The following is a 25584-nucleotide window of genomic DNA, read 5'->3' as shown; positions in this document are numbered from 1 at the left end:
CTATGATGGAGGAGAGATTTATGAAGAAGTATTTTACTGTTATTATTGTATTATTGTTATGTATTAGTACCGTAGGTATATCGGTAACGGCAAAGGAAAAAGAAAAGGCGGTAATCACAGATCCCTATTATGCAAACATATTATCTGAACTAGGTGTTTTTAAAGGAAGCTCCCTTGGTTTTGAATTAGATCGTGAACCAACAAGAATTGAAGGCTTGATCATGTTGATTAGATTGTTAGGAAAAGAAGAAGAAGCACTATCTAAAAAATATGAGGCTTCATTTTTTAAAGACGTTCCAAGTTGGGCTGTTTCATATGTTAATTATGCTTACGAGCAAGGGCTGACAAAAGGAGCGGGTAATGGAGTCTTTGGGACAGAAACAAAACTCGATGTAAAAGACTATATGACCTTTGTTCTAAGATCATTAGGCTATAATGATCAAAAAGGAGATTTTAGCTGGAGTGGTTCCATTACAAAAGCAAGGGAAGTAGGGATTATAGCGGGGGAAGAGGTCTATTTAAAGGACATCTTTACAAGAGGAGATGTAGCTAAATTATCTTTTTTAACCTTGAAGGCTAAAATGAAGGGGCAGGATAAGAGCTTGGCTCAAAGCCTTATTGATAAAGGATTGCTTAAAGGGGATGCTCTTTCTAAGCTTGTAGTAAAATATAGTCCGATGGATTTTGGTGCAGCAGGCAATGGAATAAAGGATGATACTTTTGCATTTACCAATTTATTTGGCGCAGCTGTAGAAATGGTTTATCTTCAAGACGGTACTTATAATTTGGCAGGGAAGACAATTACTTTAGAAAAACCTTTAACGATTATGGGCCCAGGAAAAATAATAAATGGAAAAATGATTGTTAAAAATGTGAATGGATTCACCCTTTATGATATAAAGACTGAGAACTTTAGCATGGTGCTTAAAAATGTATCTAATATGTATATTAAGAAATCAGCTTTTTCAAATGTTAAAGATGATGCAGAAGGCTTTATTACTATAGCTGGGTATGCTACAGATATTGGTATTACTGGGAATACTTTCTCCAACATTCAATATTTAACATCTCCAACTGCTTACGGGGCAGGAGTTAAGGTAAATGCTTTGAATACGGAGATGAAAAATATAGTGATTTCAGAAAATACTTTTGAACAGATACATGGTCCAGCAGCGATCTGGCTTGGAGGATCCAACTCAAAATATAACGAGGTTACAATTGCATCTAATACAATTCATGATACAGCTAGCTTTGGAATTGAGTTATTTAGGCATCAGGGGGATTTGTTATTTAGCAAGACAAACATCCATAAGAATACCATTTATAATATAGGATCAATTCGCAAGGTGAATTATGGTAATGGTTGTGGGGGCATTTATAATAACCTGCATACAGGCGATATATATGCTTATGACAACAATATTAAAAATGTTTTAGAAGTTGGTATTGAAGGCTATTTCACAAAAATAGAAAATAATTATATTGAAGATACAGGAGCTGATCAATTAAACCGTCCCATAACAGATAGCGCAGGTATCTATGCTACAGGATTGGTAGTCAGAGGGAATACAATTGTGAATCCAGGGTATTATGGAGGAATTCATCAATATTCATCGGGGGTTATTTCGGGGATGGAAATAGAGGGAAATACAATTAAGAATGTGTTCAATTACTGGAAAGCAAATACAAACTATAAGATGAATGACTTAGTTGTTATAAATGGCGCATGGTATAGATGTATAAAAGCTGGAATATCAGCGACTGTAGCACCTTCTGGGAAAAAAGGTAGCATTACAGATGGCACTGCCCTTTGGGATTATAAGAAACCTTTTTCGCAAATAGGCATTCATCTTAATGCTGAAAAAGGTATTGAAAATTTCAAAGCAACAAATAATAAATTGGTTAATTTTCCTGTGTATTTTTATTTATCAGGATTAAACAAGAATGTAACAATAAAGGATAATAAACATGATGTTTCGGGACTAACCTTTGGTGAAGTCATTGATTTTTTAACAGGTTATGGTAGTAGAAAAGGCGAGAATGTAACGGTTGTTAAATAAAGCGATGTAAATGAATAGAAGCTTTCAAGAAATTTCTAAAAAATATGAAGAGGGTTGTAGTCAAAATTAATTTTGACACAACCCTCTTTTTCTACAAATAAAATGCATGATTACCAATTGTTTTGTAATAAGTTCTACTATTTTGTATCCAGGTTAAACTAGTAGCTTTTAGATTTACAAAGAAGAGTGCTTTGCCAATATTATTAACACCTTCCAGAGCATCTTTTGCAGCACTGATACTTTCTTGAGTAGGGGTGTTGTAGATAGTTCCATTGGCAACAGGTGTAAATTGGGTTCCAAATTTGTTGTCGAAAATAACAGCCTTAATTGTACCTGGATATTCATAACTCTGTTTTCGATTTATGATCACATTTGCAACAGCTAATTTCCCTTCATAGGTTTCTCCACTAGATTCAGCTGAGACAATTCTAGATAGCCAATATAAATCCTCCTCAGAATAAGAGGTGTTTTTATAGTCACGTGATTTAATGTTTACTGCATACATTTCTTGATTCCATTCAACGCTACATTCCAAGATCTCAGAAACAAATCGGATAGGAATAAATACTCTATTATTATAAATTTTAATAGGTGCATCTAGCTTGTAACTTACGCCATTAACATATGCATTCGTTGAACCTACTGGTAATTTGATGGTTTTGTTACCGTTACTTATTATTGCAGTTGAAGTCGAATCTTCCCACGTAATAGTTACTTTTAAAGCTTCTGCAATAAAGCGGATAGGGACAAAGGTTCTGTCATTTTCTAAATAAGGGCTTGAATCAGGACTTAGTTTTACACTATCTACATAAATACCGATGTCCTTATTTAAAGATTTAATCTTAATAAAATCACCAACATTTAAGTCTGGTGTGCTTTTTTGATTTAATGCTAACAGGCTATTCATATTTTGCTGATAAGCATTAGATAGTTTCCAGTAAGTATCTCCGTCATTGACTGTATGCATGACATAAGAATCAGCAAGACTAATGCTCATAAAGGATAAAAGAAATGTGAATGTTACGATCATACCTAATAGTTTTTTCATTTGAACCTCCTTATTACGGTGTTTGTATTGATTGTTTTGCCGTTCAATTGGGAAAGTTAAGTGAATCACCAGGCATAAGTGTAACAGCTTTGTAGAGAACATATCAACAAGCAATATGTGGTAATGGAATAAGTTGGAATAAAGTATAAGCTGTAAATGTTACAAAACCTCCGCATTCGCTACGGTTTCGTAACCGAATGCAAGCTTCCATTCGGTTAAAAGATGCATCCGCAGAATAAAATCATACAGTATATAAAAATATATCGCACGATATACTTGACTTAAAGTGTACGGTATGATAATCTGAAATTGGAGGTGATTGTATGAGTAAGAGTGCTTATAAAGAAGGAATTGTAATAACGGCTACAGAATTGAAACAGAATTTAGGAAAACATTTGGATTGTGTTTGTGATAATCAAAACGATGTAGTAATCACAAAAAATGGTAATAAGATTGCTAGATTAACTCCCTATGTCACGGATATTGAACAGTATTTTACCGTTAAAGAAAATGCACTAGATTATCAATATGGTGGGAAAAAGGTTTCTTATGAAGAATTTATGATTATCAATGAAAAAACCAACCTCAGGATGGAATTTATCAATGGAGAAATTTATATATTGTCTTCACCTAATCTATGGCATCAAGAGATTTTAGGCAGTTTGTATATGGAGTTTAAAACCTTTTTTGCAGGAAAGAAATGTAGGGTCATGTTGGCACCGTTTGATATACATTTTCATAAGCCTGATATTAAGGATCCAGATGTGATGCAGCCTGATTTATTTGTTATTTGCGATCTGGCAGGTAATTTAAAGTCAAATGGAACATATATGGGGACGCCTACTCTAGTACTGGAAATATTATCTGTCAGTACAAGAAGCAGGGATATGGTAGATAAGTTGAATACCTATATGCTTTCAGGGGTTAGGGAGTATTGGATTATAGATTCTAAAAATCAGCAGATAATGGCCTATTATTTTGTTGAACGTCAGATTGACTTCTTTATGGTTTATAAAGCAGGTGAAGAAGTAGTATCTTCACATTTTGAAGGCTTGACTATTGAGGTGAATAGCATTTTTGATGAACTACCGAAAAGTGATTTCATAGATAATGATGTACAATAAGTATAGAATATAGAAACTACTGTTTAGTATAACAATGTGCAAATGAAGCTTGCATTCGGTTACGAACCTTAGGGAATGCGGAGGTTTTGGTACATTGAATATGAATTAGTTTCATAAGCGCTTGGTGATATAAGTGAAAGCTTTAATTACCAAGTTTTTTTTGCTCATTATGAAATTAGCATTATTTTCTCTCTTTGAGCTTTTCTAAAAAATCAACCTCAGAATCCTCGAAACAGCTTTTTAGTAAAGAGTTTGTAAAGGGATTGGAATGGTTGGTGAAGTACTCGAACATAAAATAAAACATTGGATACTGTCTTAAGCTTACACCCCAAGAAATAGCATCAATCTCAGGCAAAAACTTACGCAAATCAACTTGCCAAAAAGAAGCTAAAAAACCATTGTGGATTTCATTGCAAATAGGGCCCCATTCAAACCGACGTTTATAGCCGACGCCAGTTGTTCTACATACAAAGGGTCGTACCGGATAGATCTGGCAAGCGCCTTCTTTGGATAAAAATACGCATGGAAAGTGTATTTTAAATCGTTCAGGATGCTGATAGTAAGTTTGGTTTACACTGTTTGGGCTAGAATCATTAAAATAGCTTTCAAAAAAATTATGATGATATTCCTTGAACAAAGACATGAGTACCTTCGAATTTTCTTGAAAGGTTTCAAGGAGATCTGACTCAATGGTTTTTAGTTGATTCAAGATGACAAGGAATTCGATGGTAGAAATTTCGAAAAATTGACTGCAGCAAGAAGCACAACCTTTTGCACAAGGCGCTTGTTTTTGCTTAGGAGAGTTATAGTGCGTCATGATGTGATTGTCGAGTTGATGATATAATTCAAGCATTTTTTTACCCATAATAGGCATAGCATTGGCCTCCAGTACGAATAGTGAGCTCATCATACCACATCCAAAAGAGTTCGCCTACACCTTATGGACATATTAATTGATATTGTTCAAACAATATGGGATAATGAATAGAAAGGTAATTGGTCGGATTGGTTACAAAAAAGAAAAGGGGGTATGAAAATGGGAATATCTATTATGTTGATATTACTATTAGGATTCTTTTTAATAGGTGGGGGAGCATTGGCGATTATATTACTTAGTTTATCAAAAAGAAAAGATTGATACAAGAGAAAAGGAGATCAGCTATGGATAAGGATAAAAAAATTGCGGTTCTAATTGACGCAGATAATGTATCTGATAAATATATTAAGTACATTATTGATGAGATTTCAAATCATGGGACACCTACCTATAAAAGAATTTATGGGGATTGGACCAAACCTCAATTGGCATCGTGGAAGAATGTATTGCTTAATTATTCAATTAGCCCGATACAACAATATTCATACACAACAGGTAAAAACTCCTCAGATGCAGCTTTAATAATTGATGCTATGGATATACTTTATTCTAATAATGTTGATGGTTTTTGTATTGTATCTAGTGATAGTGATTTTACTAAACTAGCGGCTCGCCTTAGAGAAGCTGGTATGTATGTTATAGGGATGGGAGAAAAGAAAACACCTACGCCTTTCATATCAGCTTGTGAGAAATTTAAATATCTGGAAGTGCTCGCATCAATCACTACAGAACATACAGAAGAGAGTAACATAAAAGGGACCAAGGTAAAGGAAGAAACTGAAGTGGGTATGACAAGCACAGATAAACTAATTGAAACCATCAAAACAATCATTACGGAGATTTCTGATGAAGACGGATGGGCATTTTTAGGAGAGTTGGGTAGTACTCTTAATAAAAGATACCCCGATTTCGACACTAGAAACTATGGATATTCAAAACTTACACCTTTTGTTGCTTCTCTTAAGCAATTTGAGATTAGAACCACAAAAACGAGCAATTCAAGTAGGGGTGTAAAATATATTAGAAATAAAGAACCTAATAAAGGTGGAAAGTAATTGGGAAGCATTCAGTGAACGCTTCTTAGGGGAGACACCCTGGGGAAGTGATTCCCAATTTTTGATAAGGAATATCGAATACGATTATTCCACTAGCGTAAGGGCCAATTTCATATTGTTGATAATAGACGGCTATGCCATCAGGTATTAGATAAAAGTTCTCAGGATTAAAATTCTGAATGATGAGCTCCTGATAAGTACTAAAATAAATGGTTGGGTTCTGTTGTATTTGTTGATCTGCAAGGCTTCTGATCTGATTGATGATGAGCTGTTTATAATCCTGATGATTATGAAAGAGATCTTTCATAGAGATTATATAACCATCTTTTAGAGTCCAATTGCTTGATGAGCGAACGGTATTTCCATGTGCACCACCAGTAAATTCATACTGATCGAAATAAGTGCTCAATAAGCAATTTGCATTCAGGGTGACAGTATATTTCATAACTGCCTCATACTTCAAAAAGGGGAAATTATTCATAAGTCTATACTGGTACGATTCTAGGGCAGCTTGTCTAAGGTCAATTGATGCATATTCATAAAATTGATTGACTTGTTGTTGATAATACGTGTTCATATGCTTTTGAGCAGTTAGATTTTGATTCAAACGTATTTGAGGGTAAGAAATATCAATCGTTAGCATATCGATAGAATTATATGTAAAGGTCTTATGAATATCCCGATTATAGACATCTGCGTTTTTATTTGTTGGTCGTTGCATAACAATCACCTCCCTAGAAACATTATATGCGAGGTACAACTTTGCGAGTCACATCAAAACTAGAAGATTTTATATTATTCCCTCAAACGTAAGCTTTGGGGGATTCATTTTGCCACTAAAATTATACTTTACGTACACATGAATTACATGTGAGTGAATTATACTCCATTTGTAACAGAAAATATTTTATGGAGGTAATCAATATGAAGAAAATTATTCCCCTTACGTTGGTGGTTTCAGGCATTATGCTGACATTTGTAATTGCTGCTAACGCTGGGACAAACACAAACGTTGAGACAAACACAAAAGAAGAAACATTAACATTTACGGAGGCTCCAATTACAGTACGAACAGCACATGCTGTTATGGCTACAAAAGGTAATGCACCAGAAATCCCTAATGAAATATCGGGTACAATTGAAAAAATCAATAAATACGATATGACAGTAAAGACGAAAGATCAAGAATATCTTGTTCCAATAGGACATTTCTTGGAAAACGAAGAATTTAAGAAATTAGATTTAAAGGTAGGGACTGAAGTGACGCTTAAAATGTCACAAGAGATTGGTATATCCACTGGAGGAAGTACAGCAGTCATTTTCGAAGCATCTACAGAAGCAGTACCAGCAATAATGCGTACCACTTTAGATACAGATTCAGTGGAAGTTAAGACTGGAGTAGAACAAGTCGATATTATTCTTGAAAACAATGAACGAATTATAAGTGGTTTACCAGCAGCAAATAGTATAAGTATTATAAAAGCGTTACCGGCAACAAATAATGAATCCTCAACAGCAAGTGTACCTTATGAGTTAGGAACTTACTTTGTTAATGTAGATGATAGGCTAGAAGACGGAGAAGTAGTAAAAGATGCAATGTTAATTGAGTTAAGCGAAGGTACATTGGTTTTTATCGCTGATGAAATAACAGCTAACGGTAAAACGATTAAATTAACCCAATAATAAAAATTAATATTTCTTATGACCAATGCCTGCTTGAATGAAAATGATATGCAGGTATTGGTCATGTTCTGACAAATATAGGTTTAAGTGAGGCCATATGAGCATGAATAAAAAGATACTTTTGGTTGAAGATGATGATAGAATCAGAGAGATTGTTATAGATTATTTTTCTAAGGAAGGTTTTAGAATCATTGAAGCAGAAGATGGAAGGTCTGCATTAGATTTTTTTGAGACAGAGAAAATTGATCTTGTAATTTTAGATATTATGATTCCTAAATTAGATGGATGGTCTGTTTGTAAAAGGCTTAGAAAAATATCTGATGTACCAATCATCATGCTTACTGCAAGATCAGATGAAGAGGATAAGTTGATGGGATATGATTTGGGTGCAGATGATTATGTTACAAAGCCCTTTAGCCCAAAAGTATTGGTAGCAAAATCCAAGATGCTCTTAAAGAGAGCAGAGGGTACGGTAGGTCGTTTAGATGGTGTTTTAGAATGTTATGGAATAGAAATAAATAGATTTTCAAGGTCCGTTAAGATCGATCATAAATCAATTGAGCTCGCTCCCAAAGAGTATGATTTGTTGCTTTTTATGATGGAGAACAAGAATATTGTATTAACTAGGGACACTATTCTAAGTAAGATCTGGGGATATGATTACTATGGAGACTTAAGAGCTGTAGACACACATATTAGGAGATTAAGAAGCAAGCTAGGTGATAAAGCGGTTGTGATATCAACCATAATAGGATATGGGTATAAATTTGAGGTGAAATAATGAGAAAAGCAAGTATAGTGCTTAAGTTGTTTATCATTACCATAGTGTTTTTTTCTTTCTTTCTTGGTATTTTTATGGTTGGTCAGACATTGTTTTTTGAAAAGTTTTACTTACACACTAAAATAACCCAACTTGAAAAAAACATGGAGAAGCTCAGCGTGCAATACTCCAATGAAGAATGGGACAGTACAAATATTGTTAAAAATTTAAATAGATTTTCAGACGAAAACAATGTACAAATTGCTGTATTGGATGAAAATAGATTTGTAAAATATATACCTAACTTTGATATTCTTCTGAACACTGCATCAAGTGGAAGAGTAAGGATACCATTAACCAATGTGGCCTTTCTAGAAGATTTTCAAAGTCTGAATCTTACATTAGACTCTGAAATTGCAGTTGAGGGCTATTTTAATTCTGATTTCAGTAATGTTTTTTCTATTGTTAGTATAAAAAAGGACAATAAAAAATGGGAAAATATCAACCTCGAAGCTGCAAGTATGTCAGCCGAAGTAGCAATATCACCGGTTGATTCAGAGTCGCATTTAATAGAAGGTCAGGAACTGCTTCCGAGTATTCAGATTAGCGGAGTCCAAGAAGGTTTGCCAGTTTTGCCAGGTGCGATCGCTACATATGGAGGTTATAATAGTGTAGCATTTAGATATGAAAAAATTTCCGGAATAATTGAAGAATTAAATATTCCTTCTCAAATTGAATTATTAACAAACTATAATAATGATTTATTATGGTCATCAATCGATTATTGGAATTGGCAATACAGCACAGGTAAGATGGTCATGGAGCAAGACCAAATTACTGCGTTTCATTACAAAGGTGCATCCGATACTATGGATCATATAGTATTTGTAAAACCAATTATACATGAAAATAAAATGACAGAGTTCCTATTTGTGATTTCATCCTTACAACCAGTTGGTGAAGCCGTGAATGTTATGAAAGGCTATTATTTATACGCTATTATGATTGCAATTGTACTGGTAGCTGTGATGTCTTTACTTTTCTCAAGGATCATTGCCAATCCCTTAATTAAGATGAACAAGGTGGCAGGTAAAATGGCTGACTTCGACTTCTCAGAAGAGTGTGTGATTAAATCCAATGATGAATTGGGAAATTTAGCAGGAAGTTTAAATCGACTATCCATGAATCTGGGTACGAGTTTGGTAGAATTAAAATCTGCAAATCAGCAACTTCAGGCAGATATAGAAAAAGAACGTAATTTAGAAAAAATGCGTAAAGAATTTATATCAAGTGTATCTCATGAATTTAAGACACCATTAGGGGTTATAAAGGGCTTTGCAGAAGGAATTAAGGATAATATAGCTGAAGAAAAAAAGAGTTATTATATTGATGTTATACTTGATGAAATTGAAAAGATGGATGAATTGGTTTTGGAATTGCTTGACCTAGCTAAACTGGAGTCAAAAGTACAAGAATTAAAGATTGAAAAATTCAATATCATTTATTTAATTGATGAAATGATTAGTAGGCTATCCAAATCCGTGAGTGAAAAGAATATTAACATGAAGTTTAAATACGAGGATATCAATCTAGACGTATATGGAGATCGGAAAAGGATAGAGCAGGTAATAACCAATATACTAAGTAATGCAATAAGACATGTACATAAGGGGGGATATATTGTAATAGGCACAGAAATAAAAGAGGGTGAACTAATTGTGTATATAGAAAACAATGGAGACCACATAGATCAAGAAGATCTTCCTAAAATATGGGATCGATTTTACAGGGTAGAAAAATCCAGAGACAAAAAATCTGGGGGAACTGGACTCGGGTTAGCGATAGTTAAGAATATCCTTGATTTACATGAGAGTCAATTTGGTGTAGAAAATACAAATGAGAGCGTGAAGTTTTATTTTACTCTAAGGTTGAAAGAGTAGTAAAAAGGGGCGATAGACGCCCCTTTTGGTTAATTGTTCAGCAACTGAAAATATTTTATATCTTCATGCTGTATATGATCCATGATAAATTCATCTAATATAAACGAAAGAAAAACTGAAGCTTTTACATCACCATTCATATAATCGATTTTGAGTTTTTCGGCTTTTTTCATTAAATGGTGATGGAGGTTCGCATGTTCTGTTATTTCTTTATATCCAATAGACTTTAAAATGCGTATTTCCTCGTCACAATGGGTTTGGATCTTAAATAAAAGACTATCAAGCTGTTGCATAATTTCATGGGAATTTGTTTTGGAATAGGTGCTATCAAAGATAGCAGTGCCTAGTACCAAAAGCTCCTTATGCTGACTATCAATCATTCGATTTCCGCTATTCCATTTTTCATCCCACGCGATATTCACTGATACAATAGGAATATCTTTTTTGTTATGGCATACAACCTGATTTCGCCCACAGCTTTTAGCAGAATACAGTGCTTCGTCAGTTCTTCTATACCAGCTTTTAAAGGATTCAAATTTAAAACGTTCTGAGACCCCGAAACTAGCGGTAATCTTTCCTACTACTTGGAAGAAATGGTTTTCAAAAGTTATGCGAATTTTTTCGGCTACAAGATAAGCTTGTTTTAAAGAAGTTTCGGGCATTAGTAGTGCAAACTCTTCTCCACCAATTCTAAAAGCCATATCTGATTGTCGAATAAGTTGTATAAAGATTGAAGCAGTCTGTTTTAAAACCTCATCTCCAATTGGGTGCCCAAAATCATCATTAACACGTTTGAAATGATCTATATCATAAATAAGCATTGAAAGATGTTCTCCATAGCGATCAGAACGTTCCATTTCATTTATGATGTTTTGGTCAAAGGAATAACGATTATACAATCCAGTTAAACGATCTGTACCAGCTAAGGCTTCAAAAATAGTATTTGCTTCCTTTAAATTAGTGGTAAGTCGAGCCAACTCCTCATTTTTTTGCATCAATTCCTGGTGCATTTGTATAGTCTGTGTAACGTCTCTGCCTGATGAATAAACATGTTCTTCACAAGGATAAGATTTCCATTCGATATATCTATAGGATCCGTTTTTACAAAGGTATCTGTTGACAAATTTATATACTGACGTTTGTGAACTCAGAGCTTGCATCGCTTCAGAGGTAGCAGCAACATCCTCCGTATGTACCAAAGTAAGAAAATACTTACCCTCAAGTTCTTCAACTTTGTAACCTAAGAGATTTTCAAACTCTTTATTTACCTTTAGAAACATCCCTTCTATATTAGAAATGCACATCAAATCTAAGTCTGCAGAAAAAAATTTATCTAATTGAAAAGTGGTTAAAGCTTTATTTTGAATGTTTTTAAAAGATTCACTCATATGAATACCTCCTTAAGCTCGTTTGCTTTTGAAGAAAAATGGTTGTCTATTGATATACATTATTTGCTTTTATATTTATAATATCATATAATGACATTAATGCAAGAAAAATGAGAAACGTGGTTCTGATAGAGAAGAAATCAAAGGAGTATTGATAAATGGAAACAAGAGAAGCAGCATATGAATTGCTAGGGAAATACAATAAGAGTGATAATTTGTTAAAGCATGGAATGGCCGTAGAAGGGGTAATGAAGTATTTTGCACACAAGTTTGGAGAAGATGAAGAGTATTGGGGTAATATTGGATTGATACATGATTTGGATTACGAACTTTATCCAGAAGAACATTGTCATAAAGCAAAGGAAATCATGGAACAAGAGGGGATAAGCGAAGATATTATTCATGCTGTTGTATCTCATGGGTGGAATATTTGCAGTGATGTAAAACCTGAATTAAAAATGGAGAAAGTTCTATATACAATTGATGAATTAACGGGGTTGATTACAGCCACAGTCTTGATGAGACCAACCAAGAGTATACTTGATCTTGAAGTGAAATCGGTTAAGAAAAAATTTAAGTCAGCTGGCTTTGCAGCTGGGGTAAATCGCAATGTAATATTACAAGGTTGTGAGATGTTGGGAATGGATCTTGATACTATTATACTATGGACGATTGAAGGTATGAAAGAGAATGCAACAGAATTAGGTCTTCAAGGTGAATAGTAATTATCTAAGATAAAATTAAATCAATAGGCAGGCAGGAGAAATGAAGCGGAAGAAGCAATAAAAAAGCCGAACGATAAAATATTTGTTAAATAATTGATGAAATGGAAGCACAAATGATAGCGTTGACATATACTATTATTGAATAAAAGCTTGGAGATATCCATGAAAAGATATAATTATGATTATCCAATGCAAATGAATCCATATGCGAGTAATATAGCAAAAAAATACCCTGTTGAAGAAAAGAAGCCTATTTTCGAACCTGAATCAAGGCAAATGTATATACCAAAAAGTATACAAAGGCCTATGGAAGAGGAAGAAGAATACGACGACGATGACGGATATGAATGTGATAAAGCAGATACCCAATATATGAAAAGTTTATATCCAGACATGTGTAAAAACATTCAGCTTCATGTAGATGAAGAATGTGATAACCTTGAGTACGAAGGTAGCTTAATGTTTGATGAATACCCTGATAAGGAAGTTATTTTAACTATTGTTGCAAGAATTTATGCTAAAATGGAAAAAGATGGTGTGCTTCCAAAATTAATGCAAGAGGTGCAACCAGTCGAGACAGATGTTGAGGCTCAACAATTTGTAGTTCCCGGTAGAAATGTATGGTTATGGGATAATATTCAAGTGCAATTGTTGAACGAAATGTTTGGTAGAAGAAGACGTAGGTATCCAAGAAGATATAGATCGCCATATATTCCATACAGACCTCGACCATCTATAGCTTATCCACGACGCCCATATTTGCCTTATCAACCATATCTTCCATATGTGCCTTATAGATATAGGTATTTCTATTAAATAAGTCTAAGATTTTTAGTATAAGGATATACCCACTGGTTATACTACAATTATGAGAAATAGCTCTTTGAGTATTTTTGTAATTGAAAGGGGTAACTTATGATTAATGATATTTACGAACAGAGAAAAAGGTTAGAAGAAGGTTATCACATTACATTATCCATTCCTAAGAAAGAGTATGTTGCAATTTATGGAAATGAAATAAATGCAGTAAATGCACAAGAGGTCGTTCATAATTATCTTCAACATAAAGATGACGATGGAGAACCTAGAGAGATAAAAATATATGATCATAACGAAGGTAGCTTAATTGAAATTGAGGCAATATTGGATTATGTTGGTAATGAGCATAAAGATTATGATAGTAGACTACCTAAGTGAAATTGATATATATTTATTGAATTTAATAAGCAAGGAAAATAGAACTAGATATTATTTTCCTTGCTTATTATTTTTTAGAACGAAAAAGACTAAAGTGATTATTTTAATCATCTAAGTCTTTTTTTGTAGGTAAAATATGACTGGTTATTGTACATTTTAACAATAATATTGAACAAGTAACAATATATAGCATTTTATTAGCTTTATATGTTCTGGCATGCTTATTGCTTATAATAAAGTAAATATGATTTTTGTTACTGTTTTAGGACTTAATGAAATGATAAAAAGAATTAAGGAGGTTATGTTATGAGAAAAAGAAAAGAGTATATTGGGTGGCTAAAGTTGCAATGGACAAAAAGAACAAAACAAATTCTTGAAAAAGCAAATGAAATAGATGAAGTAGATAATTTGGAAAAAGAGAATAAGGAGTTAAACGATATAGAACTCGTATCATTTAAGAAAAAGTTAGATCATGAACTACAAGGACTATTAAGTTTTTTCCATATGCTTTCTAAGGATATTGAGCAATCAGTAGAACTAACAAATCAAATTGCATTTGACGTTTCGGAGATGATGTATGGTGTAGAAAACCAATCTGAAACCGTTAAGAATTATTCTGAAATTGGGAATAAAATGAAAACTCAAGTATTTACAGTAACCAATTCCATTGATGCTACATATGGACATGTTAAAAATACGAAATACGAAACTCAACAAGGCAACCAAGTAGTCATTAGTGCGATAAATCAAATGGCAAAGCTTCAAGAGAGTACTTACAATGTAATTGAAGCAATTGGTAAATTAGTTGGAAGTTCTGAACAAATAGGAAAAATTACTACAACAATCAAAGAAATATCCGATCAAACAAATTTACTAGCTCTAAATGCTTCAATTGAAGCGGCTAGAGCAGGAAGAGAAGGTTTTGGCTTTGCTGTAATAGCCCAAGAAATTAGAAAACTCTCTGAACAAACCCATCAAGCTGCAAACCAGATATCTATACTCATAAGTACAAACAAAAAAGACATCCAAAATGTTAATGTAGCATTAAATACAACTAGAGATGATGTTAGTGAGAGCATTCATTTAGTAGATTCAGCAGGACTTCTATTCGAGAATATTTCTAATCTAATTACTAGAACCTCAGAAGAAGTTGATGAAGTAATGCTATCTACGAAACAAGTTGAAGAAGAGACAGATAGTATACAGGAATCAATTGAGCAGGTGGTGACAACAAGTAATATTATGGAGCAAGAAGCGCAATCTATCTTTGCAAATATACAACAGCAAGTTAGTGCTGCTGAGCACATTGAGTTAAATCATTTGAAAATCATAGAAAAAATTGAACAGATTAAAATTACTTTATTTAACTAATACAAATGCTTGGCACACTTATTGCTTATAAAAAATATAACAGTAATACTATTAAAATAGGAGGATCAATATGGAAGCAACGATGAACAGTTTTATCAAGTGTATAGAAAAAGCAATTGAAAAAAATACAGATTTTTTAACATCCTTAGATGGTGCAATTGGGGATGCCGATCATGGGATCAACATGAAAAGAGGTTTTAATGCTGTGGCACTCAAAGTAACTGACGAAGACACTGATATAGGGATAACGCTTAAAAAAGTTGGAATGACATTATTATCTACCGTAGGCGGCGCTTCTGGTCCACTTTATGGGACAGCTTTTATAAAAGCAGGTATTGTTGCTCAAGGTAAAACGGTTTTAGATGGTGTATTAGTGGAAAAAATGTTACTAGCAGCTATTTCTGGTATTAAAGAAAAAGGAAAGGCAACAAAAGGTGAAAAAACTATGGTTGATGCTTTAGAACCTGCTTATGAATCTATTAAACTAGGAATTGAAAAAGGACATTCACTATTAATGTGTTTAGAATCAGCATGTCAAGCAGCCCAAGCGGGAGTAGAATTTACGAAGACTATAAAAGCTACAAAAGGTAGAGCTAGCTATTTAGGTGATAGAAGTATTGGACATCAAGATCCAGGAGCAACATCATCGTTGATTATACTTAAAGCTGTAACAAATCATTATAAACAATGCTATAAATAGTTGATCTTGAAGTTTATTGTTAGCAGCTCATCCTGAAAAGGATATTACATACACTCTTTTTTTTAGTCCTCAACCCCCATATAGCAAAAAGAATGAGCTCATTGCTGCTGAGCTCATTCTTTGTATTCAAATTACAGCATTTTTCCAATAGTATTTAAAATTTCATCAACGACATCTTCATCACCTGATCGAATTCGTTCAACTAAGCAACTTTGCATATGGCTTTGGAGGACAAGTTTACTAACTGATTTTAGAGCGGCTTGAACTGCTGAAATCTGATGCAAAATATCGTCACAGTAAACATCTTTTTCAATCATACCCTTAATTCCCCTTACTTGACCTTCGACTCGGTTCAGTCTAGTAATTAAGTCATTTCTTTGTTTTTCTGTTCGAGCTTTTGTTCGAGCCATTGAAGTGGTACTTAATTCTTCATTCATGGTAACTCCCTCCAAATCTACTTATATATACTTGTCGACATAAGTTGTAGCTTGCCGACCAAATAATTATAAGTTAGTTATAGAAACTGCATTATAACCAGCTTCTTCAATAGCTTCCTCAAGTTGATTATCTGGTATATCGTTGTGAAGCTCAACAATTGCACTATTATTTTCTAAATCAACCGAAACATTAGAAACGCCCTCTAGCTGTTCCAATGCATTTTCAACATGTTTTATACAATGTGTACAGCTCATACCTTTAATATTGATTTGTTTTTTCATGATTTTTCTCCTTATATATTTTTTTTATTACTTTAGATCAAAAGGCTTTAAAAATTTATCTGTCTCCATAGACTTTCCGTTTTCATCCATCATTTCAACCTTTGCAAACACCCATCCTTCAACTTTTTCTGGTGCTACTCCTGCGTCTATAAAGGGTTGAGGATTTAGTACAAATACAATATCCTTATCGTTGGTGCTCATGTCTTTTGCCCATTCGAACATATTCCCATTTCCAAGTGCAATTCCATAGTGATCAAGATTTGCATGATAGCCAATCACATCTCTATTTGTTTTAACAATTTGCTTATAAGTTTCTATGGGGGTAGCATCACCTTTATAAGTAAATTTGTCTCCACCTAATTCAGAGGTATATATAATTTTGTTGCCTGAAACCATTTCAGCAGGTAGTTTATTTATGTCTAATCCAGCATCAAGAAATGGTTGAGCATCGAATTCAAGCATAGCATCAGGCGTGCCTTCATTACTAAAGTCCTTACTCCAGATAAATCTTTCTCCAGTTGCTGATGTGAGTGCCCAGCTATTTGTTGTGTCATCTGACTTAATGTTATCAGGGTTCTGATTTAGCACTGCTTCAAAAGATGTGATTGATACCTTTCCAACAACATCAGTATCCTTACAAGCAGAAAATGTAATAGCAGTTGCAATGAGAATCACGATTAGTATCATTTTATTTTTCATTTTTAATACCTCTTTATTTAAGTTTTTTTGGTTTAAAGCCTTTTAACCTTAAGGCATTTACTAATACAGAAACTGAGCTAAGTGACATGGCTGCTGCAGCAAAAATTGGATTCAACTTAGGTCCTCCGAAGGCATATAATAAGCCTGCAGCGATAGGTATACCAGCAACATTATAACCAAAGGCCCAGAAGAGGTTTTGCTTAATGTTTCGTATTGTGCTTTTGCTTAATTGTATTGCTGTTGGAACATCCATCAGATCACTTCTCATAAGTACAATATCAGCAGACTCCATGGCTACATCTGTTCCAGAGCCTATCGCAATTCCAATATCTGCTTGTGCTAGAGCAGGGGCATCATTAATACCGTCACCTACCATAGCAACTTTTTTACCTTCAGATTGCAACTTTTTCACTTCATTTGCTTTATCTTGAGGAAGTACCTCGGCCAAAACTCTATCGATACCCACCTGTTTTGCAATTGCCTCAGCTGTTTTTCTATTATCTCCAGTAATCATAGCCACTTCAATACCCATGTCATGTAACTGTCTAATGGCTTTTGCACTGCTTTCTTTAACAACATCTGCTACGGCTATTATGCCAGCAATTTTATCATTGATTGCAATATACATAGGAGTTTTGCCTTCAGATGCCAATCTATCTGACTCGTTTTCAAGGAGTTCGAGGGAGATATTCCTATCGGCCATTAGTTTGCGGTTACCTAATAATAAATTCTTAGCATTAATTGTTACCTCAATGCCATGACCTGGTATTGCAACGAATTGTTCAACCTTTAATAATTCAAGATTTTCTTTTTCAGCACCTTTTACAATTGCTTCACCTAGAGGATGCTCAGAACCCTTTTCAGCGGATGCTGCTAGTTGAAGAAGCATATTTTTATCAATTGATTCAACTGCAACTATATCTGTTACTTCGGGCTTACCTTCAGTGAGAGTCCCTGTTTTGTCAAAGACAATTGTGTTGATCTTATGGGTAAGCTCCAAAGCCTCGCCACCTTTAATCAATATACCATATTCTGCACCTTTACCGGTTCCTACCATAATAGCTGTTGGTGTTGCTAGGCCGAGGGCACATGGGCAAGCAATAACGAGTACTGCAATGAAAATGGTAAGTGAAAATACAGCGGATTGACCAGTGATAAACCAAGCCAATGCCGATAAGGTTGCGATTACAAAAACAATCGGTACGAAGTAACCGGATACAATGTCTGCCATTTGAGCTATTGGTGCCTTTGAACCTTGGGCATCTTCTACAAGCTTAATGATTTGTGCGAGTGCGGTATCACTACCGACCTTTGTTGCTTTAAACTTGATGGAACCGTTTTTATTAATACTAGCGCCGATAACTTTAGCACCTACATTTTTTTCAACAGGTATACTTTCTCCTGTAAGCATAGATTCGTCAACAGAAGTATAGCCTTCAACAACAACACCGTCAACAGGTAGCTTTTCTCCTGGTTTAACAAGTATAATATCTCCAACTTCAACTTCTTCAATAGGTATTTCAATTTCTTTATCATCTTGAATGATTGTTGCAGTTTTTGGTGCTAGACCCATTAGCTTTTTGATGGCCTCAGAGGTTTTACCTTTAGATACTGCTTCAAGAGATTTTCCAAGTAAAATTAAAGTGATAATAACACCAGCAGTTTCAAAGTACAAATCCTCAACATAGATAAATTCACCGATAGATATCATGTAGGTTGAAAATACGCTATAGAGTATAGCGGCCGATGTACCCATTGCAATTAAAGAATCCATATTAGGACTTTTTCGAAAAATTGCTTTAAAGCCAATTGAATAAAATTTGTTTCCAGCGAGGATTACTGGGATCACTAATATAATTTGTGATAAAGCAAAATTTAACGGATACATCATTGGATCTAACCATTGTGGTATCGGAAAGTTCAGCCAAGTTACCATTGAACCCATTGCAATATAAAGTAATGGTATACTGAATACAGCAGATATGATAAATTTAGTCCAAAGGGTACGTATTTCTTTTTGTTTTCTTATTTTATCTTCATCTACAGCTATTTTCGTTTCTATTTCTAGTGCCTTATAACCAGCTTTAGCGATAGCTTGCTTAATTTCAGAAATTCTTACCTTGGTTGGATCATATTTTATTGTCGCTTTTTCAGTTGCGAAATTGACAGTTGATACAGAAACTCCATCCATTTTTCCAGTTACCTTTTCAATTCTATTTGCACAGGCAGCACATGTCATGCCTTGAATTGGAATTGTTACTTCTTTTTCGGTGACTTCTTCTAAAGCGTCATAACCAGCTTTTGTAACTGCATCTTTAATATTATTTACTGTAACTTTTGATTCATCATAGGTAATATTTAACTTTTCGGTTGAAAAGTTAACACTAGCTTCTTGAACACCATCAATCTTTCTAACAGCCCTTTCAGTAGCTGAAGCACAAGCTGAGCAGGTCATACCGAGAATCTTTAAACTTTCTTTTTTCATGTCAACCACCTGACCTTTTTTAAGTTAAGTTTGATTTAGGAATACGTATCGGAGATATACTATACCCCCCTACGGTATATTTAGTATACTCTATCATCACAACCTTGTCAAGTTCTTACGAAAAAAATATATTTTTAACATAAATACAAGGAACTTCATAAAAACTACACATTATATTGTTATAATGTTTCCAAGATGCAAATAGTTTAACCAAAGAATGTTAAATATAATGAAAGGAGTGAAGGCTTATGACAGGATTATTGAAAAAAATCAAGAAGGCTTACAATGTTTTTTTAAAAAATTTAGCACAAGAAAATGTGAAAGCTTTTGGAAATGGAAAATTAGATTGTTGTGAACTAAGTAAAAAAACGAACAAATAGTTCATAAAGATTTGGCGGTGATTGTTATGAAGTATAGCTTACGTACAAAGCTATCTCTATCCTACATATTAGTTGCACTGATCAGTGTTACTTTAATTAGCTTTTTAACTAACTTGATGTTGGATAAACAGTTTCAAACTTATGTTAAGAATAATATTGAGCAAAGAAACAAAGAAGTTGTTGCTGCATTAACAAATCAATATCAGCCTGGAGGACAGTGGGAAACAGCTTTAATTGAAGACATAGGTATTGGTGCAATGGGCAATGGATTAATTGTGCGGTTGGAAGATAGTTTAGGAGAAGTGATTTGGGATGCAACCGTTCATAACAATGGCATGTGTCAAAGGATGCTTCAGCAAATGGCTAGTAATTTGAATAGTCGTTATCCTAGCTTAAAAGGAAGTTATGTAGAAGTACCTTATGCTATAATCAGTGATGGGAATGAAGTTGGTACAGTGTATATTGGTTACTATGGACCCTTTTACTTGAATGATAATGATTTAGAATTTATAAATACCTTAAATCGCTTGTTTATTGGGGTTGGTATTTTTTCTTTGATATTTGCACTTATTCTAGGGTACATCATGGCTAGAAGATTGAGTATACCGATAGCGAGGGTAATTGATTCGGCACAAAAGATTTCAAAGGGGTATTTTCATGACCGTATCAATGAAGCGTCAAATACAAAGGAAATAGGGCAATTAACCGAATCAGTGAATCAACTTGCACAGACTTTAGAAACTCAAGAGGTACTAAGGAAACGATTAACAGGTGATGTAGCTCATGAACTCCGAACACCAATAGCCACACTGCAAAGTCATATGGAAGCCATGATTGATGGCATATGGGAACCTGAGCTTCAAAGACTTGAGAGCTGTCATGAAGAAATTATGAGAATTGGAAGAATGGTGGGTGACCTAGAAAAACTAGCTCAATATGAAAGCGAAAACCTTATACTTACGAAAACAGAATTTGATATTTCACAGGTTATGAAAAGAATTCTTCATAATTTTGAAAATGATTATAACAGTAAGAAGATTAAGGTCGATTTTATAGGAAAAGAAGAATTCATTGAAGCAGATCAGGATAAAATGAGTCAAGTTATCGTGAATTTATTGTCCAATGCTCTTAAATATACGCCACAAGGAGGCATACTAGAAATTGCTGTTTTTGCGGATGAGAGTTTTACAAAAATTACAATCAATGACAATGGTTCAGGAATACCAGAAAATGATCTCCCTTATATATTTGAAAGGTTTTACAGAGCGGATAAATCTAGAAATAGATTGACGGGGGGATCTGGGATAGGGCTTACAATTGTCAAAGCAATTATTGATGCTCATAAGGGAACTATATTGGTTAAAAGTGAATTAGGTAAGGGTACACAAATTAGTATTTCTATACCTAAAAAAAGCCACTAATTCAGATTAGTGGCTTTTACAAGCTGTGTATAGATTTTTGTAACACCAATATGCCAGTTTTGGTCTTCGGCATATTTTTTGTTGATCCATTTTATTGGATCTTCATTTTCCGGACAATCTTTGCTTAAATTAAGAATTGTCTGAGCAGCAATGCTAGAAGCATCGTCAATATCTGTATTGTAGGTTTCCCAGCTTCCAAAAACATTAAAGGGGTTATTAGCCATAGCATCAGCATCGTCACTGGTTTTGGGTACAAAAGCTTGCTCTTGTCCTGCAATGGCAAACATCAATAAAGGGTTGATGTCATATGCTTTTGCGGTCATATGAATGCTATTAAAATAAGTTTCATCTGCTAAGGTCGAATCTTTTTCTTTTAACCATGCCTTTAAGGCTTCTAGGTTAATTACTTTATATTGCAAATGTTCTGGCAAATGATTTCCGAGGGAGGCTTTACTAAAAACTTTTTCATTTAATTCATTAACAATGGTAGGCATATTAATTATGCTATGATTAGGAATTGGCTTTTTATTGACATGATCAAAGTACTTAAGAGAGCCTATGAGTGAGAATATAACCGTTGTTAGTGCAGCAATTGCGATAGCCTCTTTGTAATTGCTTTTTAGCCTACTTAATAGGGAGATCTTAACTTGAAATTGTAAGGGTTCTTCAATAGCAATTTCTTGTTCTATGATTTGTTCAGCTAAAATAGACGCGTCAATCATAGCTTGCTGCTGTTCTTGCTGTCTTTTTGTTTCTTCATCAAGTACAGCCAACCGAGCTCTCAAAACGAGAGTAGCTTCATTTAGTACAGGTTTAATAGGTTTATTTAAGTCAGTAGACAATTTAACGACTTCATCGACCGAAATGATTTTGCTTTGATTATGATTAATCCATGAAGTTAATCTCTCTATATAATCTTCATCAGCAACATATAATTGAGTGCAGACTTCAAATACTTCAAAAGCATTGATTTCAAACACTTTTTTTTGAGAAACTTCTTTTAATAGGTTTCGCTTGATTGAGATTCTTGAAGGTTCATCAAAATGTATAATGTTATGATCAATTATTTTATGTACTGCGTCAGCAAAAATTACAGCAGTTCTATTTAAAGAATCATATGGATATTTTTGGCTGATATATTCTTTTAAAACTTTAACATCATTGCTGTGAATAATATGATTGTTCTTGAGTTCATCAATAATTTGCTCCAAAATCTCACCTACCTATCATATGGTTTACCTGATAAAAGTATACCATTTTTTTGCTGTTTCAACAAGAACAGGATGGGAATCATACATACAACAATGTCGAAATCATTTGTCGAAAGTGATAAAAGGTACTATAATATACTAGAGACGAAATTTTAATTTATGTTATTACAGCTTTTTGTTAGATTGCTTTAAGAAATCGTAGGAAAGGAGATTTTTATGAAGGAATTTGCCTATCAATATGAAGATGAGTTCATCAATGGACTTCTTGATGAAATTCCTATGCCAATCTTCTATAAAGATAATCAATTAATATATCGGTATTGCAACAAGGCCTTTTTAAAGTATTTTGGTTTATCATTGGAAGAGGTCATTGATCATACCGTCTATGATATTTCATCTGAACACCTAGCTATTATTTATGATAAAGCAGATAAAGACCTTATAGAAAGTAAGCAGGATCAATATTTTCAAACAAAGGTGATTCAACAAGATGGTACAGAACGTGATGTGATGATACATAAAACGCCAGTACTTGATAAAAATGCAGTTTTTTGTGGAATTGTTGGTGTTATGTATGATATCACACAACAATTGGTACAGACTAAAAGAGTTGAGCAGATTGAGAAAATAAAAGATTTTCTATTAGAAGTTAACAATTCAATTTTAGAGAAATCTGGATTTGATGATATTTATGATTTTATATTAGAAAAATCTATTAACGCTATTGATAACGCAGACTTTGGTTGTATTCTCACACTAGGGGAGGACAATGCACTTAAAATTGTAGCCTCAGTCGGATATCTTGAAAATGAAACCAAGGAGTATCGTCTACCTTTACAAAATTCTTTTCAGTGGAAGAGAACAATGGGAAATATCAAAGACACAATTATCATTAATGATGTTCAACAATATATTGCACAAGAGGATGGCTCAAAATTCCTTGATAATATTAAGGGCTACAGAGTAGAATCTACAATTAGTGCACCAATTTTTCTTGAGGGGAAGCTCTTTGGGTTTTTGAATATTGACAGTCATAAGAACAATATTTTTTCATCAGAGGATTATGAGATTGTCGAATATTTAAGAAAGCAATTAATTATTGCATTAACAAATTTTAGGCTTTATGAAGAAATGATTTATATTTCTCAACATGATAGTTTAACCGGTTTAAATAATCGAAAATACTTTGAGGATTCCTTAATGAAGCTTATTGCGAGATCAAGTCGATATAAGGAAACGTTTATTGTAGTGACGCTTGATTTAGATGGTTTAAAAAAAGTAAATGACACAAGGGGTCACCTTGCTGGTGACGAATTAATTCGATATTTTTCTAAAAATATAAAAAACAGACTAAGAGCATCAGATATAGTAGCTAGGATAGGGGGAGATGAATTTGCTGCAGTCATTCTTTATTCTAGTGAACTGGATATTGCTAAAAAAATGAATAAATTAGAAGAACATTTTTTGGATAATCCAATCATGCTTGAAGATGATGAAATTGTTTGCCGGTTTAGTTATGGTATTGCTAGCTTTCCGCAAGAGGGGACAACGTACGATGAATTAATTGGTTTAGCTGACAAAAGGATGTATGATAACAAGAAAAGAGCAGCAAAATAAAAAGTATGTGAGGATAGCTAGAATTACATTATTTTTGATAATTACGGAGGCAAGTATGAAAAAAAAGGTATACATTATATATACAGGTGGCACGATTGGAATGGTCAGAACGGAGAAGGGTTATGCGCCCCAAAAGGGCTATATGCAAAAAGAACTTGATACATTCTCAGAGTTAAAGGCGGATATTATGCCAGAATATAGTATTAAAGAATATGAACCGCTTTTGGATTCTTCTAATATGTCTCAGATGGAGTGGATAAAAATAGCCAAGGATATTGAAGAGCATTATGACGAATACGATGGTTTTGTGATTTTACATGGAACAGATACGATGGCTTATACAGCCTCAGCACTTTCCTTTATGCTGGAGGGTTTGGATAAACCAGTAATTCTTACAGGGTCTCAAATTCCTCTTTGTGAAGTTAGAAATGATGCGAGAGAAAATATTATCACAGCATTACAGATAGCTGCTGGATGTGAAGTTCCAGAGGTGTGCCTTTATTTTGGTGGCAAGCTATTTAGAGGGTGTAGGTCAGTAAAGACGAGTTCGGATACACTTGATGCTTTTGAATCACCAAATTTCCCACCGCTAGCCATAGCTGGAGTTCGTATAGAAATGAATGAAGATTTAATCATGAAGAAAAAAAATAGGAACATTCGAGTACTTGAATTTGGAGATTTTCCAATTGCAGTCGTGAAGATCTTCCCCGGTATCCAGACTGATGTTTTAGAAAATATGCTTAAGCCTCCACTAAAAGGCATTATCATTGAAGCATTAGGTGTTGGGAATATACCAAATCGAGATCAGCGATTAAAGACTGTTTTAAAAGAAGCAGCCGATCGTGGAGTTATTATTATAGTGTGTACCCAGTGTTTGAAAGGATATGCATATATTGGAGAATATGAAACTAGTAATTATTTAGTAGATGCAGGTGCAGTTAGTGGATATGATATGACTGCAGAAGCTGCTGCAACAAAACTTTATTATCTTCTAAGCAAATGTTATTCTATTGAAATAATTAAAGATCTAATGCATGAGAATTTGAGAGGAGAGCTGTCTAAGCCACTACATCATGAAGTGCTATGATAAATAGTTTGATATACTAATTATGTACATAGCATAT

At 33.9% G+C, this 25584-nt stretch carries 23 protein-coding genes; 14 read left to right on the top strand and 9 right to left on the bottom strand.

Annotated features, from left to right (window positions below; translation table 11 throughout):
• The first annotated feature begins 2 nt into the window (after nucleotides 1-2).
• Nucleotides 3-2060, top strand: a complete 2058-nt coding sequence (locus tag CVU84_14125; GenBank protein ID PKM93715.1) for a hypothetical protein — start codon at nucleotides 3-5, stop codon at nucleotides 2058-2060.
• Between the two features lie 91 nt (nucleotides 2061-2151).
• Here the strand turns inward: CVU84_14125 and CVU84_14120 are convergent, their stop codons facing one another.
• A complete protein-coding gene (locus tag CVU84_14120) occupies nucleotides 2152-3210 on the bottom strand; it encodes a hypothetical protein (GenBank protein PKM93714.1) in 1059 nt (352 codons plus the stop codon).
• Between the two features lie 221 nt (nucleotides 3211-3431).
• Here CVU84_14120 and CVU84_14115 point away from each other — a divergent pair, with 221 nt between their 5' ends.
• Nucleotides 3432-4232, top strand: a complete 801-nt coding sequence (locus CVU84_14115; GenBank protein ID PKM93713.1) for a hypothetical protein — start codon at nucleotides 3432-3434, stop codon at nucleotides 4230-4232.
• Nucleotides 4233-4413: 181 nt separating this feature from the next.
• On the opposite strand, the gene CVU84_14110 is transcribed toward CVU84_14115, so the two are convergent.
• A complete protein-coding gene (locus tag CVU84_14110) occupies nucleotides 4414-5142 on the bottom strand; it encodes a hypothetical protein (protein PKM93712.1) in 729 nt (242 codons plus the stop codon).
• Nucleotides 5143-5393: 251 nt separating this feature from the next.
• Between CVU84_14110 and CVU84_14105 the strand changes: the two genes are divergently transcribed.
• The gene (locus tag CVU84_14105; GenBank protein ID PKM93711.1) at nucleotides 5394-6164 is read left to right on the top strand and encodes a Maebl; all 771 of its coding nucleotides are present in this window, start codon (nucleotides 5394-5396) and stop codon (nucleotides 6162-6164) included.
• 25 nt (nucleotides 6165-6189) lie between these two features.
• On the opposite strand, the gene CVU84_14100 is transcribed toward CVU84_14105, so the two are convergent.
• Nucleotides 6190-6885, bottom strand: coding sequence for a DUF3298/DUF4163 domain-containing protein (locus tag CVU84_14100; GenBank protein ID PKM93710.1), 696 nt, complete (start codon nucleotides 6883-6885; stop codon nucleotides 6190-6192).
• A gap of 203 nt (nucleotides 6886-7088) precedes the next feature.
• On the opposite strand from CVU84_14100, the gene CVU84_14095 reads away from it, so the two are divergent.
• The 3 genes from CVU84_14095 (at nucleotide 7089) to CVU84_14085 (ending at nucleotide 10547) form a co-directional block, all read left to right on the top strand.
• Nucleotides 7089-7847, top strand: a complete 759-nt coding sequence (locus CVU84_14095; GenBank protein PKM93709.1) for a hypothetical protein — start codon at nucleotides 7089-7091, stop codon at nucleotides 7845-7847.
• A gap of 103 nt (nucleotides 7848-7950) precedes the next feature.
• Nucleotides 7951-8628 carry a DNA-binding response regulator gene (locus CVU84_14090; protein ID PKM93786.1) on the top strand — a complete coding sequence of 226 codons (678 nt, stop codon included), beginning with the start codon at nucleotides 7951-7953 and terminating at the stop codon, nucleotides 8626-8628.
• Complete coding sequence (locus tag CVU84_14085) at nucleotides 8628-10547, top strand: hypothetical protein (protein ID PKM93708.1); 1920 nt, start codon at nucleotides 8628-8630, stop codon at nucleotides 10545-10547. The genes CVU84_14090 and CVU84_14085 overlap by 1 nt, the downstream gene beginning before the upstream one ends.
• A 29-nt stretch (nucleotides 10548-10576) precedes the next feature.
• On the opposite strand, the gene CVU84_14080 is transcribed toward CVU84_14085, so the two are convergent.
• Nucleotides 10577-11935, bottom strand: a complete 1359-nt coding sequence (locus tag CVU84_14080; GenBank protein ID PKM93707.1) for a diguanylate cyclase — start codon at nucleotides 11933-11935, stop codon at nucleotides 10577-10579.
• A 158-nt stretch (nucleotides 11936-12093) separates the two neighbouring features.
• On the opposite strand from CVU84_14080, the gene CVU84_14075 reads away from it, so the two are divergent.
• From CVU84_14075 to dhaL, 5 genes are all read left to right on the top strand, one after another.
• Nucleotides 12094-12657 (top strand): hydrolase, encoded by a 564-nt coding sequence (locus CVU84_14075; GenBank protein ID PKM93706.1) that lies wholly within the window; start codon nucleotides 12094-12096, stop codon nucleotides 12655-12657.
• 165 nt (nucleotides 12658-12822) lie between these two features.
• Nucleotides 12823-13476, top strand: coding sequence for a hypothetical protein (locus CVU84_14070; GenBank protein PKM93705.1), 654 nt, complete (start codon nucleotides 12823-12825; stop codon nucleotides 13474-13476).
• 99 nt (nucleotides 13477-13575) lie between these two features.
• Nucleotides 13576-13857: a hypothetical protein gene (locus tag CVU84_14065; GenBank protein ID PKM93704.1), complete on the top strand. Its 282-nt coding sequence runs from the start codon at nucleotides 13576-13578 to the stop codon at nucleotides 13855-13857.
• Between the two features lie 306 nt (nucleotides 13858-14163).
• Nucleotides 14164-15228 carry a hypothetical protein gene (locus CVU84_14060; protein PKM93703.1) on the top strand — a complete coding sequence of 355 codons (1065 nt, stop codon included), beginning with the start codon at nucleotides 14164-14166 and terminating at the stop codon, nucleotides 15226-15228.
• A 70-nt stretch (nucleotides 15229-15298) separates the two neighbouring features.
• Nucleotides 15299-15928 carry a dihydroxyacetone kinase subunit L gene (dhaL, locus tag CVU84_14055; GenBank protein ID PKM93702.1) on the top strand — a complete coding sequence of 210 codons (630 nt, stop codon included), beginning with the start codon at nucleotides 15299-15301 and terminating at the stop codon, nucleotides 15926-15928.
• 131 nt (nucleotides 15929-16059) lie between these two features.
• Here dhaL and CVU84_14050 read toward each other — a convergent pair whose 3' ends face one another.
• From CVU84_14050 to CVU84_14035, 4 genes are all read right to left on the bottom strand, one after another.
• Entirely contained in the window at nucleotides 16060-16365 is a 306-nt protein-coding gene (locus tag CVU84_14050) for a CsoR family transcriptional regulator (protein PKM93701.1), read from the bottom strand.
• Between the two features lie 66 nt (nucleotides 16366-16431).
• The gene (locus CVU84_14045; protein ID PKM93700.1) at nucleotides 16432-16647 is read right to left on the bottom strand and encodes a heavy metal transport/detoxification protein; all 216 of its coding nucleotides are present in this window, start codon (nucleotides 16645-16647) and stop codon (nucleotides 16432-16434) included.
• 27 nt (nucleotides 16648-16674) lie between these two features.
• A complete protein-coding gene (locus CVU84_14040) occupies nucleotides 16675-17346 on the bottom strand; it encodes a hypothetical protein (protein ID PKM93699.1) in 672 nt (223 codons plus the stop codon).
• A 13-nt stretch (nucleotides 17347-17359) separates the two neighbouring features.
• On the bottom strand, nucleotides 17360-19831 hold the full coding sequence (locus tag CVU84_14035; protein ID PKM93698.1) for a copper-translocating P-type ATPase: 2472 nt from the start codon (nucleotides 19829-19831) through the stop codon (nucleotides 17360-17362).
• 406 nt (nucleotides 19832-20237) lie between these two features.
• Between CVU84_14035 and CVU84_14030 the strand changes: the two genes are divergently transcribed.
• Nucleotides 20238-21632, top strand: a complete 1395-nt coding sequence (locus tag CVU84_14030) for a two-component sensor histidine kinase (GenBank protein ID PKM93697.1) — start codon at nucleotides 20238-20240, stop codon at nucleotides 21630-21632.
• Here CVU84_14030 and CVU84_14025 read toward each other — a convergent pair.
• A complete protein-coding gene (locus tag CVU84_14025; protein ID PKM93696.1) occupies nucleotides 21629-22843 on the bottom strand; it encodes a hypothetical protein in 1215 nt (404 codons plus the stop codon). The two genes, CVU84_14030 and CVU84_14025, sit on opposite strands and share 4 nt — an antisense overlap.
• A 216-nt stretch (nucleotides 22844-23059) precedes the next feature.
• On the opposite strand from CVU84_14025, the gene CVU84_14020 reads away from it, so the two are divergent.
• Nucleotides 23060-24460 carry a hypothetical protein gene (locus tag CVU84_14020; protein PKM93695.1) on the top strand — a complete coding sequence of 467 codons (1401 nt, stop codon included), beginning with the start codon at nucleotides 23060-23062 and terminating at the stop codon, nucleotides 24458-24460.
• A 55-nt stretch (nucleotides 24461-24515) separates the two neighbouring features.
• Complete coding sequence (locus CVU84_14015; GenBank protein ID PKM93785.1) at nucleotides 24516-25547, top strand: L-asparaginase 1; 1032 nt, start codon at nucleotides 24516-24518, stop codon at nucleotides 25545-25547.
• The last annotated feature ends 37 nt before the right edge of the window (nucleotides 25548-25584 follow it).

This window comes from Firmicutes bacterium HGW-Firmicutes-1, from assembly GCA_002841625.1.
In the GTDB taxonomy this organism is placed as follows: domain Bacteria; phylum Bacillota; class Clostridia; order Lachnospirales; family Vallitaleaceae; genus HGW-1.
This window is presented reverse-complemented; position numbering and strand designations above follow the sequence as displayed.